This window comes from Blautia acetigignens (assembly GCF_025566865.1).
In the GTDB taxonomy this organism is placed as follows: domain Bacteria; phylum Bacillota; class Clostridia; order Lachnospirales; family Lachnospiraceae; genus Blautia_A; species Blautia_A acetigignens.
In genome coordinates this window covers 1-20,667 of record NZ_JAOQJM010000009.1, presented here as the reverse complement: position 1 = coordinate 20,667, position 20,667 = coordinate 1, and the positions used below count along the sequence as shown (strand labels likewise).

The window sequence follows — 20,667 nt, the reverse complement described above, 5'->3', positions numbered from 1 at the left end:
AGATTTGTCGTAAATGTCGTAAATTTGTGGTCAAAAAATGATGAGAAATGGAGAGTGCTAATAAAATGAAATTAACGTACACGAATGTAAATGGATATCTGATCTCGAACCTTACTTATAAGTCAGGTGAACAGATGGTCTGGGTAAGAGCTGCTAATCAACACAAAGCGATTGCGGAAGAGATTATTCTCAAGGAATTGATTTATGTTTAAATGAAGGCGATGAGGTCGTGGATTGCGACATCATTATTATATGTGAACATGAAATAGCAGTAGGCAGAATGAAAGAGTTGGGGTAAAATAAGAACATAGATTTTGGAGATTTAAAGAAATCGTTTTGGGGTGTCAATCTGGAACTTCAAAATGGAAAAGTTGCGACAGTGTCGCAACAATTATCGAAAAAGGAGGTTGCTTTGATGGAAAAAAACATTCTGAAAAAGAAAAAACAAGTTTGGATTCACCGAGTTCAAAATTAAATAAAAGTATGATTGCTTATCATGAAACAGGAGATTTATTTGCTGATACATGCGAAATCGTGGAGAGTGCACAAAGTATTGCGTATGCGGCTGTCGATATAATTCTGGTTCAAAGGAACTGGTTGTTGGGAAAACGAATTGCTATAGAGTGTCTGAATGAAAATGGAAAAGCGGACTATGGCAAAAAAACTATGAAAAAGCTATCAGCAGAATTAAAAGAAAAATATGGTAAAGGTTTTGATTTTAGTAGTCTGTATAAATATGTGAAATTTCATCAGGAATTTCCTCAAATTTTGGACTCACTGCGTCCAAAGTCTGGGCGTCCCTTGTCATGGACACATTATAGAATTTTGCTTCAGGAAACATCAGCAGAGGCACGGGCATGGTATGCAAAAGAAGCACAGGAGCAAACATGGTCAGTTCGGACTTTGCAACGGAATATTTCTTCACAGTATTATTACCGAATGCTCATGTCTCAAAATGTAGAACCTGTTGAAAAAGAAATGAAAGAACTGACAGCTTCTTATCAGGCTGATAAGCTGGAATTTATCAAAAATCCAGTAATAGCAGAATTTCTTGGATTATCTTCTAATACAGACTTTACAGAAAGCGAATTGGAGCAGAGAATTATCACGCATATTCAAAAATTTCTCATGGAGTTGGGGAAAGGATATGCGTTTGTAGCGAGACAACAGCATATTCGAACTGAAAAAGAAGATTATTACATTGATCTTGTTTTTTACAATTACATTTTGAAGTGTTTTGTATTGATTGATTTAAAAACGTCGGAAATTACACATACCTATTGCTCCATCATTATACAGCTTAAGCAACAAGATGGATAATTCCTTACTGGCTGTAAGGGTTATTAACCATAAATATATTGTAGTAGAAAGGAGGAATGACCGTCTATGGCAGAAAACATTGAAAACAATGGCTGTTCGCAAAGAGATAATGCGGAACATGAAGGGTATGTGAAAGCGTCTAGGTCATTCAATCGGATATGGAAAGAAAGAGACAGTGCACAGCCGAGACTTTTGGAAGCGATACTGTATAAAGACAACTTTAACAGAGCATATAAGAGAGTTAAGGCAAACAAGGGAGCGCCGGGAATTGATGGCATGACCATTGAGAAGGCTCTTCCATATCTAAAGGAACATCAACAAGAGTTAACCGACCGCATTTATCGTGGAAAGTATACTCCGTCTCCAGTAAGACGAGTTGAGATTCCAAAACCAGATGGTGGTGTGCGAAAGCTTGGCATACCAACAGTGATAGACCGTACACTTCAACAGGCAATAACCCAACAGTTAGTGCCAATCTATGAACCGCTGTTTGCAGATGGTAGCTATGGCTATCGTCCGAACAGAAGTGCAAAAGATGCAATACTTAAGGTTAAGGAGTATGCCGAACAAGGCTATACATTTGCTGTAGTCCTTGACTTGTCAAAGTACTTCGATACTCTTAATCATGAAATTCTCATAAATCTTCTCCGGAAGAATGTAAAAGATGAACGTGTGGTACAGTTGATAAAGCGCTATCTGAAAAGCGGTGTAATGGAAAACGGAGAAATCCGTATACGGCCTACGATTCCGGATGAATGGTCCTGCTACAGACTGGAAAAAATAAAATGCCAGGAAAAAGAACTGAGCATTATCTATGATAAAACCGGAGAAAAATATCACCGGGAAAAAGGATTCCAGGTATGGTGCAATGGAGAATGTATCCATAAATCTTTGTATCCGGAAGAAATAAAAGTTGCAAGATGATAAAACGGCTACAATGCCCATTGATATGTTATCACATATTTACTGGGTTTGTAGCCGTTTCTTTTGGGGTGAAATCATGTTGTCTTTTGCACTCTGCAGAACTGTCTCAAATGCATTAATTAAGAGGATTGCTATAATTATATTTATGCATCCGCACATAATAGCTGATGCATAAAATCATAGTGGCTCCGCTCCATGCTGCGATCTCTGCAAAGAAAATACCGTCCTGTCCGATGAAATGGGGAAGGATCAGTGCAGCACTGATACGCATGACAAATTCAGCCATACCACTTACCATAGGCATTAAGGTATCTCCCAGCCCCTGAAGTGCAGATCTGTACACGTACAGGAAGTACAAAACCCAGAGCATGGCAGCCATAATAGAGAGGTATTTAAAAGCAATTGCCAGTACCTGCTGTGTCTGCTGTGGTTCACCTGAAATGAAAAGTGAGAGAATATTTTTTCCAAATAAAAACATGGCAGCAGAAATGATCAGTGAGGTAAGCAGGGAAAGCAGCATACTGCTGCGGACACCTTTCCTGATCCTGTCAATCTTTCCGGCTCCCAGATTCTGTCCCACATAAGTAACGATGGCATATCCATAGGAAATAGCTGCCATTTCCAGCAGACCATAAAGCTTATTTGTAGCTGTAAATCCTGCCACAAAAAGGAAACCGTAGCCATTGATCACATACTGGACTACCAGACCGCCCACACCGATGATGATATTCTGGAATACAACAGGAATGCCAAGCTTCATCAGGCGGGCATTCATGCCGGAGGCAGGCATAAAATCTGTTTTGGTCAGATGAACGATATCAATTCTGCGTAAAATCAGGAAACAGTAAACAGCAGAGAAGCTCTGTGCGATTACAGTTGCGATTGCTGCTCCTGCAACACCCCATCCGAAGCCTGCCACAAAAAGGATGTCCAGTGAAACATTCAGCACAGATGCGATGATCATTGCAGTCAGTGGTGTTTTGCTGTTTCCCATAGCCCTTAGGGCAGAGGCAAACATATTATAGGCGGCTGTGGCCGGGATTCCACAGAAAATGATGCGCAGATATAACAGAGACATTCCGATAATATTGGAAGGTGTATGCAGTCCTGTTAATATCAGTGAAGCAAAGGACTGGCTGAGAATGAATACTCCCACTGCGATGAATGCGGTCAGCCGATAACTGTGTGCCAGAGATTTACGCAGATTTTCGAAATTCTTTGCCCCATAATACTGGGAAAGCTGAATGGAAAATCCCTGGGTGAGTCCGGTGGATATTCCTGTGACAACCCACATCAGAAAGTCAACAGCGCCCAGTGCTGCAAGAGCCTCTACACCTGCAATCTGGCCAACGACCATGGTATCCACCATTGTATAAAGCTGCTGACAGATATTCCCCAACATCAGGGGAATTGCAAAAAGAATGATCAACCGTCCCGGCGAACCGGAGGTCATATCCTGAATCCTGGTTTTCATTGGTATAAAAGTTCCTTTCCGGAGCATATTTGAAAAGGATTGAGAATGATTTTTCAAATATGCTCTGATATTTACATTGATAATTTTATATCATTAACGTGAAAAATGAAATATAATATTTCATCCGGATGATATAAATTTATCTGTTATTGTAGATATATTAACTGAATCAGTTAAGTCCCCTGCTTCAATTGCAAAAAGCAATAAATTATGGATGGAGACTTTATATTTGCAGCAATATATTCTGTAGAGACAATGGCTATTTACAAATATGACCACCACTTTACAACTTTTTCATAAAAAAATATTGTACAGGGCTTTCTGATGTATAATGAGTTTGCTCCAAAACATTACAAAGGAAAGTGACCCTGTACGACAAAGACATTATACAACGAAAAGACTCTGACTGGTAGACTTCACAAATATTTTTTGATTTATTTTGAAACTTTTTTTGCTCCAACAGCAGATACTTTGTTTTTACTCGTTTTATCAATACTAACATTGGAATCTGTACATTCCATTCGATTTTTATATCAGCACTTTTTGTCTGGGATTACCACAAAATCCCTCAATACCTTTTACCACGCATGTTCCTATGCATAAGTTGATTATTCCCACTTTATGAATATCACAGCTAAAGTTGCTTTGAGAATGATACCGGATTCACTGGCAACACAGCCGATATTTCTTTGTGTGGATGATACCATGGTAGCAAAGGCAGGAACTCGGTTTGAGAATGTTTCAAAACTCTTTGACCATGCCGCACATAATGGTTCCAATTATCTGAATGGACACTGCTTTGTAAGTATTATGCTTTGCACACCTGTATGGAAGAATGACAGGGTATCTTATCTTTCACTTCCTCTTGGATATCGCATGTGGCAGAAAAAAGAATCAAAGCTGGAACTTGCTGCATCCATGATCCGTCAGGTCATGCCTGAATTTCAGGAGAAAAAGCAGGTTATTATCCTCTGTGACAGCTGGTACACAAAGCGAAATCTGGTTTCAATCGTTGATGAATACCTGAATCTGGATCTTATCGGCAATGCCAGGATTGATTCTGTCATGTATGCTCCTGCACATACCGGCCGCAGAGGACGTCCCGCCAAACATGGGAAGAGACTTTCTGTTGAAACAGATTTTGCTTTTTCCAATGAAAAGATCGGAGATTACTATATCGGAGCACACCGTGTGATCACCAACCTTTTTGGATGTCGGGAAATTCAGGCTTATGTGACCGCTACTGAAAAAGAACACGGTACAAAACGCCTGTTTTTCAGCACCATTTTCCCGGAAGACTTGCAGATTTTCTGTGCCTGGCAGGAAAAAGAACCATTAAACCAGACAGGAAGTGACAGGATGAAATATATTCCGCTGTTTTTGTACTCGTTCCGGTGGAACATAATACCGATATCGGCATTAGGAATATTGAAACAAGCTACTATGAACAGAAAACGTTCTGGTCTTTTTGTAACTATATGGTGCGAAGCTGCAAAGGGATTGAAATGCTTGTCAATCTGATTAACATCAGTTACTGTGCCATGAAGATTCTGCCCTATCAGAACGAACATTTTTCTGAGTACCGTACAAAAAGCGTACAGGAGTTTCGTTTTGAATTAAGTCAGGGCATTCGCAGTCAGATATTTTTTGCCACTTTCGTGAAAAATATCGAAACACATATAAAATCAAATGCTATGACAAAGGCCTTAAAACAGCTGATTCATCAACAAGTCTATGTGGATATGAAGAACCGGGAGATTCATGTAGGTGGACAGCTTGTGTATTATGAAGGCGGTGAAGGATATTGTTTCCATAATTCAGAAACCAAAACGGATGCAGATATCAGAGGTATTCCTATGACGCAGATGGTATATGATGCGTTCCGTAAGCAGAGAGAACTGAATCTGATGCTTGGTTTGCAGAGTAATGTGGAGATTGGAGGACGCAGTGGATTCATCTTCAATACAAAGAATGGACATCCGTTTAGCGCCGACCGTAGCGAAGACCATTCAGATGCACAGATCACCATGAATGTCTACAATCATATTGCAGAAAAGTCTCATGTGGAGAATGAAATGTCTAAAATGAACCTGCCGGAAACCGTACCTGCTGTGGTATAAACCATAAGTCGTTGTCGTAAAATGTGGTAAGAAAATCAGACGAATATATTTTTCCAAAGATTTGTCGTAAAAATGTGGTTAAATCAAGAAAATCGAGTGCGAAAGAAAGTGAAAATCCCTGTGAAGCTGTGAGATACGCCATGCACAGCTCGGGAAAGAATTCCCTCGCTGTAGGGCTGTCGCCCTATAAAATAGCAAAAATAAACGCCTTCGCAAGTAAACTTGCGGGGCGTTATTTTCACCATTTTGCATGGCTTGTAGCGTTCACAAAATCTTCACAAAATAATTAGCACTCACCACTTGTTATTACAGCGTAGCTTTTGTCTTAGTTCATAGAGTGCCGTAAAGTGCCTATTTACAGGCTTTTCACGGGTTTTATGAATTTATCATATTTCATCAAAAATCGTCAATATACAAAAAATTGGTGTCAAAATTGGTGTCAAATAACCTTAATTTGAGATTTTGATGAGCAACACATCAGTATAAAAAATTGAATATTTTATAGATTATGGAACGCCTAAAATGACGTTCCTTTTCTATTTCCAGCCGTTCTTATTGGACGGCTATTTTATTACCCAAAATGAAAGGAGCATTAGATTTATGAAAAAGACATGGAAACGATTGTGTACGGGCTTCTTAGTTCTTGCAACTGTCGTTACTGCTTTACCGACTACACCTGTCCATGCAGAAAGTAAGCAATACTGGACGGAAAGTGCAGAGCGTGTCGGTATCATTGAAAAAGTAATGAATGACGGTTCTATCGGTTCGACATTCAATGAGGGCTATATGAAAGTCGAGGGCGAAACTGCCTATTGTATTGACATCAATACAGATTTTAAGAACGGCTACAAGACCAGAGCTGACGCAAGCTCACGCATGAGTGCCGACCAGATTTCAGATGTGGCGTTATCCTTAGAGTATGTCAAACAGTATGGCGAAGCTCACAAGGAACTGAATTACAAACAAGTCTATCTGTTGGAACAATGTGTAGTCTGGCAAAGATTGAGCGTACATCTTGGCTGGCAATGTGATAACGTGCGAGCTTCTTATGATGAAATTCCAAAGGCTACGCAGGACGAAGTTTTCTCTGGTGCAAGAGCCTTTGTCAAAGAGAATAAAGGACGCTATGAATGTGGCGGTTATATCTACTCTGGCGAGGGGCAGGAATTGGGACAATTCTGGGCGAAACTGAATGTTGGAAATGCAAAACTGCAAAAGACTTCCAGTAATGCCAGCATTACAGACGGTAACGGGAATTACTCTGTCGCTGGTGCAACCTATGGGGTATTTTCTGATAAGGACTGCACGAAACAGCTTGCCACCCTTACGACTGATGAAAACGGAAATACAGATGTTGTAGAGGTAAAAGCAGGCACAGTCTATATCAAGGAATTATCCGCACCGGCAGGATATAAAGTAGATAAAACCGTATATTCCTTAAAGATTCAAGCTGGAAAGACAGCGACTTTGAAAGTATCTGATACGCCAAAAGTAACGGACACTTTGATTGAGCTTTTCAAGATTGATATGGAAACACAGAAAGATAATCCGCAGGGAAACGCTTCTTTAGCAGGTGCGGAATTTACATGGAAGTATTATGCTGGCTTCTACAATAAAGGAAATCTCCCTGCCGAAGCTACTCGTACATGGGTTACAAAGACAATCGCTGAAACTGACAGCGACGGGACAACCCACTACATCACAAAATTAGCGGACGCATACAAGGTATCTGGCGACAGCTTCTATATGCAGGACGGCAAAGCGGTTCTTCCACTTGGAACGCTAACCGTTGAAGAAACAAAAGCTCCAAACAATCATTGATGTGATTGTGTGGAGTATCGAACAATCGGGAACGGACACTTTTTCTGCTACCTACGAAGTAGATCAGCAGATAAAAGAGGGAGAACAGACAAACAATGTGAAAGCAACCTATATGGTAAAAGTCCATGTGGAGGCTGACGGGGATATGGTAATCGTTCAGAACCCTACCCTTGCACCAGCAATCGAAAAATCAGACTATGAGCCTAAGACACCAGAAGCAGACGCAAGTGTAGACGCTGATACTGTAAACGACGCTACCGCATTTCTGGAAACATTCTTTAAGCTGTACCCAACAGCCACAGAAAAAGAACTTGCCTATTATGTATCTGGTAATGTACTTGAACCTATCGGCAGGGACTACCTTTATTCTGAATTGGTAAACCCTATCTTCACAAAGGACGGGGACAATGTGAAAGTCAAGGTTGCCGTGAAATTCCTTGATAATCAGACAAAGGCGACGCAGGTGTCGCAGTATGAGCTTGTGCTACATACCCTATTAAACTGTATCTCTACGATTGATACTGTAACCAGTGGACACATTACAGTCAATAATCAAGATATTACAAAAATCAAGGATAAAGATTTTGCTGATTTCAGACGTGAAAATCTAGGGTTCATTTTTCAAGATTTCAACCTTTTAGATACTTTAACGATTGAAGAAAACATTTCTTTGTCATTGGTAATCAACAAACGGAACCCTGCTGATATTGAAAAAAGAGTTCATGCTATCGCCGATAAATTGGGTATTCGTGATATTTTATCGAAATTTCCTTATGAAGTTTCTGGCGGACAAAAACAGCGTTGTGCTTGTGCTAGAGCCTTAATCAATGAACCGAAACTGATTTTAGCTGATGAACCGACGGGAGCTTTGGACTCAAAAGCTTCCAGATTGTTGCTGGAAACAATGGCTGACATCAATAAGAAAATGCAGGCAACTATTTTGATGGTAACACATGACCCGTTTAGTGCGTCTTTCTGTGAACGTATTTTGTTCTTGAAAGACGGTAAAATATTCAATGAAATCTTCAAAGGAGAAAAAAACAGAAAAGACTTCTTCAATGAAATACTGGATATATTACAAATAGCAAGTTTGCATATGAGGTTGAAGATAACAAAGACATTGAAACTATAACAGTAGCAAATAAAAATTTGAAATTAAAAGGATATGACACTAAGTCTTATTGGAACTCTATAACTAATACTGGCAGATTTGTTGTTGTACTTCCAGATAAATATGTTCAAGGACTTGAAGTATCAGAAAATCATTTGATTATAGATACAAAAGAAGAAACAGATGCAGAATTAGAAAACAAGATAAAAGAAGATATGCAACATCAATTAGTAAAGGTTGATAAAAATGGAGAAATAAATGACGAATCGTATAGAGTAAATGTAAGAGGTGCAGAAATAGAACAACAAAAAGCAATGGTTGCAATAGTAGCCAGTCTGTTTATGTACATTGCATTTATTTTGATTTCCGCAGTAGGGACAATTTTGGCAGTTCAATCATTGAGCGACTCTACTAAATACAAATATCGCTACTTGACCTTGCGAAGATTAGGAATAAATGATAAGTCGCTATTTAAGACAATCAGAAAACAATTATTGATATTATTTTGTGTCCCTGCAATATCAGCAATATTATGTTCTTTTGTGATGATGTCGTCATTGAATAATGTGTATCAACAAATTTTGGGAGATAAACACCTTTATCTAATCTACTTTGGCTTGAATTTAATTATCTTCTTCCTAATTTATAGTATTTACTGGATTGCAACGTATATTGGTTTTAAACGAAATATCAACGAGGAGAGTTAGACTTTTCTAGCTCTCCTACTGTGAAATTATTATAATGATAAATCAAGGGGGTGTTGAAATGAGAATAGCAATTATCGAAGATGATGAAATCACTCGTTTGGAGCTTTCTAAATTATTGAACACACAAGGATATGAAACAGTTTTATTGACTGACTTTGGAAACCTGACAGATGAATTAAAGCAATATTCCATAGAACTGGTTCTGCTTGATATTAACCTGCCGTATGAGAATGGCTATGAAGTATGCAGGAAAATAAAACAAGTCATGCCAGTACCGATTATCTTTGTAACAAGCAGAGATACAAATGCTGACGAATTGAAAAGTATTCAAGTGGGTGGGATTGACTTCATAACAAAGCCGTATGACACGCTTATTCTTCTTGAGAAGATCAAGCGTGCATTGCAGTTGTCAAACCCGAATAATTTCCGTGAGCTTGTCAAAAAAGATTGTACCCTTGATTTACATTTATCCATTTTGAAGTATCAAGAGCAAAGCATTGAACTGACAAGAAATGAATTTCGTATTTTGTACTACTTCTTTATGAACGAAGATAAAGTTATTAGCAAAGAAGAACTATTGGAAAAGCTGTGGAATGACAAATATTATATAGACGAAAATGTATTATTGGTTAATATGACCCGTCTAAAAAAGAAAATGAAAGAAATCGGTATTGTTCATTTATTGGAAAATATACGAGGAAAGGGTTGGAAACTGTGAGTTTTTTTACATTCTTAGAAGAAAAAATAACAGAGATATTGTTTCAGCTTTTCTTTCTTGCCGTAGTAGCATTTCTCTTGATTTTCTACGGTGTAGATACGCTGTTTGTTGTATCGTTGGTAATTCTGTTCATCAGCATACAAGGGCTTTTTCAATGGTGTTTGTATCGGAAGAAACGTAACGTTTCACAACATATTATTGATTTAGTAGACGGACTGGAAGAAACCTATTATATTGCAGACGTTTTACCAAAGCCAAAAGAATTTCAAAATAAAGCCTATTGCTACGCACTAAAAAAAGCCTGCAAATCTATGAATGATGAAATCGGCAAAATCACAGAGGAAAAGCAGGACTATCAAGAATATGTGGAAAGTTTCGTCCATGAAATTAAAATACCGATAGGAGCATTGTCTTTGACGTTTGACAATACAAAAAATTACACATTAAAAAAAGAAACAGACAAAATATTTCAGTTAGTGGAACAAATGCTCTACTATGCAAGAAGCGAAAATACGGAAAAGGACTATTTTGTAAAACAGTTGCAGTTAGACGAAGTGATACATAATGTCATTCTGAAATTCCGTCATTCGCTTATGGAAAGAAAAGCAATTATCAATATCCATGACATAGAAAATGTCATTTATACTGATGAAAAATGGCTGACATTCATTCTATCTCAAATCGTGCAAAATGCGATTAAGTATTTTGATAAGCAAGAAAATAAACTGACGATATACAGTCAAGACAATGGTACAAATATATTGCTTGTGATTGAAGATAATGGTTGTGGAATAAAAGCGTCTGATTTATCCCGTGTATTTGAAAAAGGTTTTACGGGTTCAAATAGAAACAAAGCAAATGCAACGGGTATGGGACTGTATCTATCGAAAAAATTATGCGATAGGTTGGGCTTGAAATTGGATATTGCTTCTACGGAAAAAGAATATACAAGACTGACCATTACATTTCCAAAAGGAACAGTTCATAATTTTTCAGAGTAATTTGAAAACCATGCCAACATTGATACGGTGCTTTAAGGGGGCTTGCATTATGGAAAGCTTTAAGTACAATTATTTGCAATCAAATTCCACCTAATAGCACACTATTAAAAATTGAATATGTTTTAGCTTTAAAGGCTCGTACAGACTATATGTTTTGTGCGGGCTTTTTTCATACCCGAAAAAAATTTAAAAATTTTTCAAAAGAGGTCATTAAATCACACCTTTCATTCCCTATATGGTGCGGAAAGAGGGATAAACACTTTTCAAATCATAGTGGAAAGGGGGTGAGATTGATGAAACCGTCTGACTTCCAGAAAACAGTTCAATGTCGCTTTGAAAGTTGTTTGAAGAAAGTTGTCCGTCATGTTGTAAAGGACTACCAACAAGGATTAAAACGACGAAAAGATAAAGAAATTCCATTCTGTGAACTTCCAGAAATTTTCGTTGAAAATTTTGCTGTGTGGGACGACTACGAAACAGATTATACAATCTTTTCAGTATGTGGCATTGATATTCGTGTCCTTGATGATGAGCTGGCAGAAGCCTTGAAAAAACTTCCAGAAAGAAAGAGAAATACTCTGTTAATGTATTACTTCTTGGAAATGACAGAAAGTGAAATTGCCAACTTACAAAAGATTACGCAAAGCGGTGTATTTAGAAACCGACATCATGCTTTGGAAACTATGAAAAAAATACTAAAGGAGAAGCAGTAAAATGAAGCAAACATTTAAGAAGCCGTCCTACTATTTGCTTTCGCAAGCAATGGACGGGGACGAAAAAGCGATTGAAAAAATACTGGCATTTTATGACCCGTACATATCAAAGTGCTGTTTGCGTCCACTCTATGATGAATACGGCAATGTCTATATTGTTGTAGATATGGAGTTAAAGGGACTTATCCGAGAAGCACTTATCAAAATGATTTTAGGGTTTGATATTGCCTTAGAAATCGAAGAAGAATAAGCAGTTTTTAGCAGAGCATGGTTTAATGTCCCCCTCTTTCCTGCTCTGCCCTGCTTTTACATGAAAGCAACACGCTTTCGCCACAGCTCTTTGACAACTGAATAAAGCAGACAGATACGTTTGTGAGATAGCGAGCCACGGGGACTGTACGCCACGACCTTTCCAAAAGAAAGCGAGCGACCCACGCAGTGATCCGAGAGCGACTGTTGGAAAAGTCGTTTTGCCATGACCTATCCTCACAGAATAATGATACGTCCGCATGGTGCGGTTCTGCCCACAAGAATGGGAATAGTTGAGATGCTAATGGAGCTTTCCAAAGCCGTCTGTCTGCTTATGTAACTTATAAATAGACACACAGCAAAGGGGGTGTTACATTATGTTAAATACTGATGTGTTAAATGATGTGATGTTCCAGCGAGGTAAGGTGTTGGAATATGAATAAAACGAAGATAAGAGCAACGGAACAGCCGATTGCTGTTGATATAGAGGGACTGTCTGCTATGTTATCTTGTGGTCGTGCTACTGCAAGAAAGATTGGCGAGCAGGCAGGAGCAAAAATTGTGATAGGTCGCAGGGTTCTTTATTCCATAGAAAAAGTCAAGAAATACTTGTTATATTTGGAAGAATAGAGCGATTTTCTATTTATGTTCTCTGGCGTGTGTAGTATAATAAGAAAGGACAAAGCACGCTGTGAGAACAAGAAAAGAGGCTTTTTCAGAAAGGAATGGTTCTCATGGCAATTAGTAGAAAAGACCCAAAAGGAAGAAAATTAAGAGAGGGCGAAAACTGGCGTAATGATGGAAGATACAGTTATCGTTATACAGATGCAAGAACAGGCAAGAGATTGACAGTCTATGCACAAGATTTACCAGAGCTTCGAGAAAAAGAGAAGCAGATTGCAAAAGATATGGAAGATAATATATTGACAGACGGAGCAATCAAAAAAATGACGCTTAACACGTTGTTTGAGCGTTATATGGCAACTCGTGAGCTGGCTGATACTACAAGAGTTAGTTATGTTCGTGCTTGGGAAAACAGAGTAAAAGACGAGATTGGAAATATTAAAGTTGTTCAGCTTTTACCCTCACATATTAAAGCGTATTATGCGAAACTTTCCAAAGCTGGATATGCTTATTCTACAATCAAGTATATTCACAACCTGCTTTATCCTGCATTAGAAATGGCTGTTGATGACGATATTATCCGAAAGAACCCTGCAAAAAGTTCCATTAGTGATTATGGAAAACCAGCAGAGGAAAAGGAAGCCTTAACAGTTTCTCAACAAGAAAAGTTTATGGAGTTTGTAAAACAGAGCAATGTCTATAACACATATTATCCTATGTTTACCATAATGATTGGTACGGGGTTAAGGTGTGGGGAGCTTATTGGTCTTACATGGAAAGATATAAACATCAAGGCAAAAACGGTTAATGTAGACCACCAGCTCATTTATAAGAATTTAGGCGACGGTTGCAAGTTCCATATCTCAACACCAAAAACGTCGTCGGGTATTCGTATTATACCTATGACACAAGAAGTTGCAAAAGCCTTTGAGGAACAAAGAAAAATCAATTTTATGCTTGCAAAGGATAAGAGCATTGAGGTGGACGGGTGTTCGGGGTTTGTCTTTACAGCAAAATCGGGCAGACCGCTTATGCCGAATGGCGTAAATAGTGTTTTATACAACATTGTAGACGCATATAACAAAACCGAAGTAGAGAGAGCAAAAAAAGAGCATAGGAAAGCAGAGCTGTTACCAAAGTTTTCAGCCCATGTCATGCGTCACACAGCTTGTACCAGAATGGCAGAGTGCCGTATGGACGTAAAAGTTCTTCAATATATTATGGGACACGCTCATATAGATGTAACAATGGAAGTGTATAACCATATTGGAGAGCTGACAAGGATTGAAAATGAGATTGCAAGACTAGATAGTATGGTGTTAAATGCTTGACACCACAAAAAGAGAAATTGGTGTCAAATTGGTGTCAAAACAGAAAAAATCACAATTTCAAAAGAAATAAGATACTGCAAACCATTGATTTTAAATGGTTTGCAAAAAAAATCTCAAAAAATTAGCACTCACCACTTGACAGTGCTAATAACAAGTGCTATATTACAACTAGAACAAAGGAAGAGGATAAAAAGAGAGAAAAGAAATGAAAGCTCTATGAATTCTCCACCACCTGAGTTCCAGGAAACAAGGTAAATAGCATATATAAAAAGGAGAGATGACTTATGTTAATGCCTAGTATTTTTGGAGAAAACTTATTTGATGATTTATTTAATGATTTTCCATTCTATTATGATGATAAAGCAGTTAAAGACACAGAGAAGAAGCTCTATGGCAAGAGAGCCAGTCATGTGATGAAGACTGATATTAAGGAAATGGACAATGGCTATGAGCTGGTTGTAGATCTTCCTGGATTTACCAAGGACGAGATTAAAGCTTCTCTGGAGAATGGTTATCTGACCATCAGTGCAGAGAAAGGCCTTGATAAAGATGAGAAAGAGAAAGAATCCGGACGTTATATCCGCAGGGAGCGTTACGCAGGTGCCTGCAGCCGAAGCTTTTATGTAGGCGAGGATATTCAGCAGGAGGATGTTAAGGCCGAATTTAAACATGGTATTCTGAAACTGTTCGTTCCGAAGAAAGAAGCGAAACCAGCAGTGGAAGAGAAGAAACATATTGCCATTGAAGGCTAAAGACTTTTCCTTTCGTCGGGAAGTCTGACCCGGGAGAAAAAGTGAAATAAGCGAATAACCTGAAAGGTGCCGAGGAATCGTTGAAAAATGATTCCCCGGCATCTTTTTTTGCGGGAAAAGTTTGGGAAACGGCAGTTTGTCATCTTGACAATACATGCTGATTTAGCTATAATGATGAAACTGTGAATATCCTAGTGAATTTGTACCCTTTTGGGTGATTAAGTGTCCGCGTTAGCGGACATGTCCGTTTAGAGCGAATTTAAAATATTTTGCAGTCTTTAAGGGGAATTTTCCGGGAGAAGCAGCATATAAGAAGTGTATGACCCGGGGCGATGGACGCCGCCGGAATGAAAGGGAGTAAGGCTAAAATGGAAGAAAAGAAGAACTTACTAACCTATGCAGGACTTAAAAAACTGGAAGAAGAGCTGCATGATTTAAAGGTAGTAAAAAGAAAAGAAGTAGCAGGTAAGATCAAAGAAGCAAGAGAGCAGGGAGACCTGTCTGAGAATGCAGAGTACGATGCAGCTAAAGATGAGCAGAGAGATATCGAAGCACGTATTGAAGAAATTGAGAAAATCCTGAAAAATGCTGAGGTTGTTGTTGAGGATGAAGTAGATCTTGATAAGATCAGTGTAGGATGCAAGGTCAAAGTACATGACTTTGAATTTGAAGAAGATATAGAACTGAAGCTGGTTGGCTCTACAGAGGCAAACAGTCTGGAAGGTAAGATTTCCAACGAATCTCCTGTGGGAAAAGCTCTTATGGGAGCACATACAGGTGATGTGGTAGAGGTGGAACTGCCATCCGGTATCATGAAGTACAAAGTGCTGGAAATCCAGCGTAATATTTAAGGGAGGCACAAAAGTGGCAGAGCAGAAGAATCAGGATCTGAATCAGCTTCTGAAAATACGCCGTGATAAACTGGCAGAACTTCAGGCGAATGGCAAGGATCCATTTCAGATAACAAAATTTAATCAGACCCATCATTCACAGGAAGTAAAGGCGCTTTATGAGGCACATGAGGCAGAACTTCTTAAAGACCACACAGTGCCGGATACAACAGGTCTTGATGAAGAGCAGGCAAAGGAAGCTCTGAAGAAAGACTATGAAGAGAGAAGAAGCATTATGGATGCAAGCCCAATCCATATAGCAATTGCTGGACGTATGATGTTCAAGAGAGTTATGGGTAAAGCTTCTTTCTGCAATATTCAGGATTTACAGGGAAATATTCAGGTATATGTAGCAAGAGATGCAATTGGAGCAGACTCTTATGCAGATTTTAAGAAATCTGATATTGGTGACATCTGGGGATTGGAAGGCTTCGCATTCAGAACCAGAACCGGTGAGATTTCCATTCATGCAGAGAAGATGACTCTCTTATCTAAGAGCTTGCAGATTTTGCCGGAGAAATTCCACGGTCTGACAGACACAGATACACGTTATCGTCAGAGATATGTAGACTTGATCATGAATCAGGACAGCAAGAATGTATTTATCAAGCGTTCCAAGATTCTCAAAGAAATCCGTAATTTCCTTGCAGACCGTGACTTTATGGAAGTGGAAACTCCAATGCTGGTTTCCAATGCCGGTGGTGCAGCTGCGAGACCATTTGAGACGCATTACAATGCACTGAACGAAGATGTCAAGCTTCGCATTTCCCTGGAACTTTATCTGAAACGACTGATTGTAGGCGGACTTGAAAGAGTTTATGAGATTGGACGTGTATTCCGTAATGAGGGGGTTGATACCCGTCACAATCCGGAATTTACGCTGATGGAGCTTTATCAGGCATATACAGATTATGAGGGAATGATGGAACTGACAGAGTCCATGTTCCGTTATCTGGCAGAGAAGGTTTGCGGCTCTGCAAAGATTTCCTATAATGGGATCGAGATCGATCTTAGCAAACCGTTTGCACGTCTGACCATGAACGATGCGATCAAGAAATATGCAGGAATTGATTTTGATGAAGTAGAAGATGATGAAGCAGCTAAGAAACTTGCTGCAGAGCATCATATTGAATATGAGGAGCGTCATAAGAAGGGTGATATTATCAATCTCTTCTTTGAGGAGTACTGTGAGAAAGAGCTGATTCAGCCGACTTTCATTATGGATCATCCGATTGAGATTTCTCCTTTGACTAAGAAGAAACCTTCTGATCCGACTAAGGTAGAGCGTTTCGAGCTTTTCATCAATACATGGGAAATGTGTAATGCCTATTCCGAGCTGAACGATCCGATTGATCAGAGAGAGCGTTTTGCAGCACAGGATGCTCTTGCAGATGCCGGTGATGAGGAAGCAAACCATACAGATGAAGATTTCCTGAACGCATTGGAAATCGGTATGCCGCCGACAGGTGGTATCGGATACGGAATTGACCGTCTGGTAATGCTTCTGACAGACAGCCAGGCTATCCGTGATGTCCTGCTGTTCCCGACGATGAAGTCCTTAGATGGTGTAAATAAGAAAAATGATGTAAATAATACAGCTTCTGAAGCACCTGAAAAAAATGTAAAAACTGAGCCTGAAAAGATTGATTTTTCTAAGGTAAAGATAGAGCCTTTATTTGAGGAAGCAGTTGACTTTGACACATTCAGCAAGTCAGATTTCCGTGCAGTAAAGGTCAAAGAGTGTGTCGCAGTACCGAAGTCAAAGAAACTGTTACAGTTCACTCTTGATGACGGAACAGGCACAGATAGAACCATTTTAAGCGGTATTCACGCTTATTATGAGCCGGAAGAACTGGTTGGAAAGACTCTTATCGCTATCACAAATCTTCCACCGAGAGCTATGATGGGCATTGACTCTTGCGGTATGCTCCTCAGTGCTATCCACGAAGAAGAAGGCGAAGAAAAGCTCCATCTTCTGATGGTTGATGACCATATTCCAGCAGGTGCAAAGCTCTATTAAGATGATGTAAAGATGTACCGTTTTACCAAATAGACAGGACGTACTTCATTTGATAAAAAACTGAAAAAACAGCGATTTACATCAAACTTACATCATTTGATGCAGAAATCGGTGCAAGCAAGAAAAAATCGCATAATTAGTACAATGAGTGGGCAATTCCAATCGGAGTTGCCCATTTTTAAAACAAACAGAAATATAAATTTATAAAGGAGAATATTGATGAAACTATTTTTATGTTCGCACTTTTCAAGTGTGGGAAGTCTGATAAAGGAAGAAATTGAAAATAAGAAAGTCGCATTTATTCCAACAGCTTCACTGCGTGAAGGCTACACCGGTTATGTCGGCTCGGCTCGAAAATTATTCAAAAAGTTGGGAGCAATCGTAACTGAAATTGATATTTCAACGGAGGCTTATTCAACGATACAGTCTGTTTTTGAAGATGCAGATGTGATATATTTTACCGGCGGAAATTCTTTCTTTCTTATGGACCAACTCCGTAAAACAAGAACTGATGGGCTGCTGAAAAAGGAATTGGCAAATGGAAAATTGATGATCGGCGAGTCGGCAGGCGCAATTATATGCGCTCCAAGCATCCAATATATCCAGCAAATGGATGAAAAGCCGGAGGACTACTCACAAGAAGATGATGCAGGGCTTGATTTGATTGATTTCTATGTTCTTCCGCATTATCTTACAGCACCATTTAAGAAAGTTACCGAGAAAATAATGACTGAGTTTTCGGATTTGAATCTATGCCCAATTAACAACTGTCAGGGAATTGTAATTGACGGTGACGGTTCAAAGGTTATTTGCAAAGACTAATTTGAAAATTCAAGTTTATCTATTCAACCCTCTATAAACCCTGTATTTTCAAGGCATATCGCCTATTAAATGTTCAAACCTTAGGTATTTTCCCTTGTTTTTGCCCTTATGAGCCGAAACAAGGGAAACTTTTATTCTCCGCCGATTACCTTATCCAGCAGTCTTGCGGAAGTACGCTTTGCTTCCCTTGTAGCGTGAGCGTAAATATTCATTGTGGTACTGACATCAGCGTGTCCGAGAAGTTCCTGCACATCTTTAGGTGCTGCACCGTTTGAAAGCAGATTGCTTGTATAAGTGTGTCTGAGCATATGGAAGTGGAAGTCCTCCAATCCCTCCACTTTTTTTCTCGCTGTCCTGCACATAATCCCCACCGTACTCGGTGCTTCAAATGCCCCGTCAGGTCTAAGGCAGACAAAGGATAATTCCTTGTACCCCTCTGGGACTTCCTCCGACCTCGGCAGACTGTAAACCTCATAGTAGGTGCGGTCTTTTTCTTTGACCTCCAAATAGTAATTAAGGCTGTACAGTTCCCCGTATCGGAAACGGTTTTTGTGCTGTTCTGTTTTCGCAGTTTTCAGGATTGCGGCAAGCGTATCGCAAAAGTCCACGGTGCGGATTTTTTTACGCTTTGTTGCTCCTATTTCTGTTTTGTGCCTTGCCCCGTTGTAACGCATACTGCGGCGTACTGTCAGATATTGTTCTTCAAGGTTGATGTCCTGCCAAGTCAGACCACAGACCTCTCCAATACGCAAGCCTGTATAGTAGGCTATCTGTATCGGAAGAAGTGCAGGATTGTTTTTCTTTTTCAGGAAGTCCTCTAATCTCTGATACTGTTCGTAGCTGAGCGTTGGTGTGGAGGCAGTTTCTCCGTCCTCGTCCGAGAACAGTTCGTATTCTTCTTTCTTTCCTCGCCATACCACATACTGCATCGGGTTAAAGGTTATCAGTCTTTTCGGGAATACCGCAAAACGGAACGCCCCTTGTAAAACAGCCGAAAACAATCGGAGATACCCTTTGCTGAGTGCCTTTGCGGTTGTACCGTCAGGATTTGTATCGCCAAAGCTGAGAAAGTCTATATACGCCTGTAAATGGTCTGCGGTTACGGTTTTCAGCTTTCGGTTTCCTATCGGGTGCTGTTTGATACGGTTGACCGTTCCCTGATAGGACATTACCGTTCCATTGCTGAGATTGCCGGGTTTCAGTTCTTCCTCCACCCACAGATCGAGCAGCATACCAACTGTGATGTTTTCAGACTTCGCAACGAATTTCTTTTCCTCATAGTCAGCGATTGCTTTTCTGAGCAGGGCTTCTGTTTCAGACTTGCTTTCTGTTCCCACAAACTCTTTCTGTACTTTTCTGCCGCTTTCATCTTCGATATAGAAGCGTGCGTACCACTTTTTACCTTTTTTTCTTACAGAACCTTTTGCCATAGATAAATTTCCCCTTTCTATCCGTGGCAATCGGGACTGTGACATATGGTGTGCGTAAAGTAATAATGTTACTTATGCCGATGAGTGTCAGTCATCGTTTTCACTTGTCAAAGAGCCACGGAATTTTTCTTTTTCAGCAACCCTTTCTTCGGCTGCTGTCACTATCCCGAACAGGTCGCCCATCTTTACAGCGGTGCGTCCCTCATCGTAGATATGTAAAATCCCATCTAAAAACTGCTTCATATCCTCGATAGGAAGTTCCATTTCTTTACGGTAAACCCTTTCCATAATCGCCCCTGACTCAATCGCATAGCGGCGTAAGGACTGCTTTAAGCCCTCGTCCTCCGCTATACGGTCACCCTCAGCCATAGCGTCTGCAAAGTGATAAGTCATAACCGTATAGAGGTCAATCATTTTTCCGAGGAATGTCGTGAGCAGCTGTTGGTGCGGTTCTCTCTTTACCACAGAAGAAACCGTATCAAGATATTTTTTGATATGTTCCTCCATATCCCTTGCACATAAAGTGCGGCTGTCGTATTCCTTATCTTCGGAAAGACCTGTCAGCCATTCGGGAGTGGTCAGGAGTGCTTCTGCCAGCCCGTTGATAATCATTGTACGCTTCGGGTCTACTCCGTCCGCT

At 39.7% G+C, this 20,667-nt stretch carries 20 protein-coding genes and 1 pseudogene; 18 read left to right on the top strand and 3 right to left on the bottom strand.

The annotated features are described in order from the left end of the window. Positions 1 to 65: 65 nt before the first annotated feature. The 3 genes from OCV70_RS11645 (at position 66) to OCV70_RS11635 (ending at position 2,244) form a co-directional block, all read left to right on the top strand. On the top strand, positions 66 to 212 hold the full coding sequence (locus OCV70_RS11645; RefSeq protein ID WP_173767103.1) for a hypothetical protein: 147 nt from the start codon (positions 66 to 68) through the stop codon (positions 210 to 212). A gap of 124 nt (positions 213 to 336) precedes the next feature. Continuing rightward, a complete protein-coding gene (locus OCV70_RS11640; protein WP_243280825.1) occupies positions 337 to 1,320 on the top strand; it encodes a PDDEXK nuclease domain-containing protein in 984 nt (327 codons plus the stop codon). Positions 1,321 to 1,386: 66 nt separating this feature from the next. Further along, positions 1,387 to 2,244: a reverse transcriptase domain-containing protein gene (locus OCV70_RS11635; RefSeq protein ID WP_330385722.1), complete on the top strand. Its 858-nt coding sequence runs from the start codon at positions 1,387 to 1,389 to the stop codon at positions 2,242 to 2,244. Positions 2,245 to 2,359: 115 nt separating this feature from the next. Here OCV70_RS11635 and OCV70_RS11630 read toward each other — a convergent pair whose 3' ends face one another. Further along, positions 2,360 to 3,718: an MATE family efflux transporter gene (locus tag OCV70_RS11630; RefSeq protein ID WP_117849520.1), complete on the bottom strand. Its 1,359-nt coding sequence runs from the start codon at positions 3,716 to 3,718 to the stop codon at positions 2,360 to 2,362. 651 nt (positions 3,719 to 4,369) lie between these two features. Between OCV70_RS11630 and OCV70_RS11625 the strand changes: the two genes are divergently transcribed. The 15 genes and pseudogenes from OCV70_RS11625 to OCV70_RS11550 all read left to right on the top strand — a co-directional run bounded on the left by OCV70_RS11625 (position 4,370) and on the right by OCV70_RS11550 (position 18,597). Continuing rightward, positions 4,370 to 5,239 carry an IS701 family transposase gene (locus OCV70_RS11625; protein ID WP_243280824.1) on the top strand — a complete coding sequence of 290 codons (870 nt, stop codon included), beginning with the start codon at positions 4,370 to 4,372 and terminating at the stop codon, positions 5,237 to 5,239. After that, complete coding sequence (locus tag OCV70_RS19380; protein WP_243280823.1) at positions 5,224 to 5,838, top strand: site-specific integrase; 615 nt, start codon at positions 5,224 to 5,226, stop codon at positions 5,836 to 5,838. The genes OCV70_RS11625 and OCV70_RS19380 overlap by 16 nt, the downstream gene beginning before the upstream one ends. A 600-nt stretch (positions 5,839 to 6,438) precedes the next feature. Then, a pseudogene (locus tag OCV70_RS11615) lies at positions 6,439 to 7,656 on the top strand (SrtB-anchored collagen-binding adhesin); the annotation flags it as partial. 4 nt (positions 7,657 to 7,660) lie between these two features. Continuing rightward, on the top strand, positions 7,661 to 8,791 hold the full coding sequence (locus tag OCV70_RS20320; RefSeq protein ID WP_470256107.1) for a conjugal transfer protein: 1,131 nt from the start codon (positions 7,661 to 7,663) through the stop codon (positions 8,789 to 8,791). Between the two features lie 17 nt (positions 8,792 to 8,808). Then, the gene (locus OCV70_RS11600) at positions 8,809 to 9,477 is read left to right on the top strand and encodes an ABC transporter permease family protein (protein WP_262579705.1); all 669 of its coding nucleotides are present in this window, start codon (positions 8,809 to 8,811) and stop codon (positions 9,475 to 9,477) included. A 58-nt stretch (positions 9,478 to 9,535) separates the two neighbouring features. Beyond that, positions 9,536 to 10,195, top strand: a complete 660-nt coding sequence (locus OCV70_RS11595) for a response regulator transcription factor (protein ID WP_015530206.1) — start codon at positions 9,536 to 9,538, stop codon at positions 10,193 to 10,195. Further along, a complete protein-coding gene (locus OCV70_RS11590; protein WP_055223653.1) occupies positions 10,192 to 11,196 on the top strand; it encodes a sensor histidine kinase in 1,005 nt (334 codons plus the stop codon). The genes OCV70_RS11595 and OCV70_RS11590 overlap by 4 nt, the downstream gene beginning before the upstream one ends. A gap of 293 nt (positions 11,197 to 11,489) precedes the next feature. Continuing rightward, positions 11,490 to 11,909, top strand: a complete 420-nt coding sequence (locus OCV70_RS11585) for an RNA polymerase sigma factor (RefSeq protein WP_009261829.1) — start codon at positions 11,490 to 11,492, stop codon at positions 11,907 to 11,909. Position 11,910: 1 nt separating this feature from the next. Next, a complete protein-coding gene (locus OCV70_RS11580) occupies positions 11,911 to 12,159 on the top strand; it encodes a helix-turn-helix domain-containing protein (RefSeq protein WP_004613734.1) in 249 nt (82 codons plus the stop codon). A 434-nt stretch (positions 12,160 to 12,593) separates the two neighbouring features. Continuing rightward, positions 12,594 to 12,788: a hypothetical protein gene (locus OCV70_RS11575; protein WP_004614488.1), complete on the top strand. Its 195-nt coding sequence runs from the start codon at positions 12,594 to 12,596 to the stop codon at positions 12,786 to 12,788. Positions 12,789 to 12,892: 104 nt separating this feature from the next. Continuing rightward, entirely contained in the window at positions 12,893 to 14,113 is a 1,221-nt protein-coding gene (locus OCV70_RS11570; protein WP_055223655.1) for a tyrosine-type recombinase/integrase, read from the top strand. 284 nt (positions 14,114 to 14,397) lie between these two features. After that, entirely contained in the window at positions 14,398 to 14,865 is a 468-nt protein-coding gene (locus tag OCV70_RS11565; RefSeq protein ID WP_117849513.1) for an Hsp20/alpha crystallin family protein, read from the top strand. 368 nt (positions 14,866 to 15,233) lie between these two features. Beyond that, complete coding sequence (gene greA, locus OCV70_RS11560) at positions 15,234 to 15,716, top strand: transcription elongation factor GreA (protein WP_173767105.1); 483 nt, start codon at positions 15,234 to 15,236, stop codon at positions 15,714 to 15,716. Positions 15,717 to 15,729: 13 nt separating this feature from the next. Next, on the top strand, positions 15,730 to 17,775 hold the full coding sequence (lysS, locus tag OCV70_RS11555) for a lysine--tRNA ligase (protein ID WP_173767107.1): 2,046 nt from the start codon (positions 15,730 to 15,732) through the stop codon (positions 17,773 to 17,775). Positions 17,776 to 17,994: 219 nt separating this feature from the next. Further along, positions 17,995 to 18,597, top strand: coding sequence for a Type 1 glutamine amidotransferase-like domain-containing protein (locus OCV70_RS11550; RefSeq protein WP_173767109.1), 603 nt, complete (start codon positions 17,995 to 17,997; stop codon positions 18,595 to 18,597). Positions 18,598 to 18,728: 131 nt separating this feature from the next. On the opposite strand, the gene OCV70_RS11545 is transcribed toward OCV70_RS11550, so the two are convergent. Next, a complete protein-coding gene (locus OCV70_RS11545; RefSeq protein ID WP_117915774.1) occupies positions 18,729 to 20,027 on the bottom strand; it encodes a tyrosine-type recombinase/integrase in 1,299 nt (432 codons plus the stop codon). An 87-nt stretch (positions 20,028 to 20,114) separates the two neighbouring features. Then, a partial coding sequence (locus OCV70_RS11540) for a transcriptional regulator (protein ID WP_262579704.1) occupies positions 20,115 to 20,667 on the bottom strand: 553 nt, incomplete at its 5' end.

Excerpts from the sequence above, each read along its gene's own strand:
- OCV70_RS11580 (WP_004613734.1), top strand. The coding sequence starts at position 11,911 with ATGAAGCAAACATTTAAGAAGCCGTCCTACTATTTGCTTTCGCAAGCA.
- OCV70_RS11645 (WP_173767103.1), top strand. The coding sequence starts at position 66 with ATGAAATTAACGTACACGAATGTAAATGGATATCTGATCTCGAACCTT.
- OCV70_RS19380 (WP_243280823.1), top strand. The coding sequence starts at position 5,224 with ATGCTTGTCAATCTGATTAACATCAGTTACTGTGCCATGAAGATTCTG.
- OCV70_RS11630 (WP_117849520.1), bottom strand. The coding sequence starts at position 3,718 with ATGAAAACCAGGATTCAGGATATGACCTCCGGTTCGCCGGGACGGTTG.
- OCV70_RS11550 (WP_173767109.1), top strand. The coding sequence starts at position 17,995 with ATGAAACTATTTTTATGTTCGCACTTTTCAAGTGTGGGAAGTCTGATA.
- greA (WP_173767105.1), top strand. The coding sequence starts at position 15,234 with ATGGAAGAAAAGAAGAACTTACTAACCTATGCAGGACTTAAAAAACTG.
- OCV70_RS11585 (WP_009261829.1), top strand. The coding sequence starts at position 11,490 with ATGAAACCGTCTGACTTCCAGAAAACAGTTCAATGTCGCTTTGAAAGT.
- OCV70_RS11575 (WP_004614488.1), top strand. The coding sequence starts at position 12,594 with ATGAATAAAACGAAGATAAGAGCAACGGAACAGCCGATTGCTGTTGAT.
- OCV70_RS11565 (WP_117849513.1), top strand. The coding sequence starts at position 14,398 with ATGTTAATGCCTAGTATTTTTGGAGAAAACTTATTTGATGATTTATTT.
- OCV70_RS11625 (WP_243280824.1), top strand. The coding sequence starts at position 4,370 with ATGATACCGGATTCACTGGCAACACAGCCGATATTTCTTTGTGTGGAT.
- OCV70_RS11635 (WP_330385722.1), top strand. The coding sequence starts at position 1,387 with ATGGCAGAAAACATTGAAAACAATGGCTGTTCGCAAAGAGATAATGCG.
- OCV70_RS11545 (WP_117915774.1), bottom strand. The coding sequence starts at position 20,027 with ATGGCAAAAGGTTCTGTAAGAAAAAAAGGTAAAAAGTGGTACGCACGC.
- OCV70_RS11570 (WP_055223655.1), top strand. The coding sequence starts at position 12,893 with ATGGCAATTAGTAGAAAAGACCCAAAAGGAAGAAAATTAAGAGAGGGC.
- OCV70_RS11595 (WP_015530206.1), top strand. The coding sequence starts at position 9,536 with ATGAGAATAGCAATTATCGAAGATGATGAAATCACTCGTTTGGAGCTT.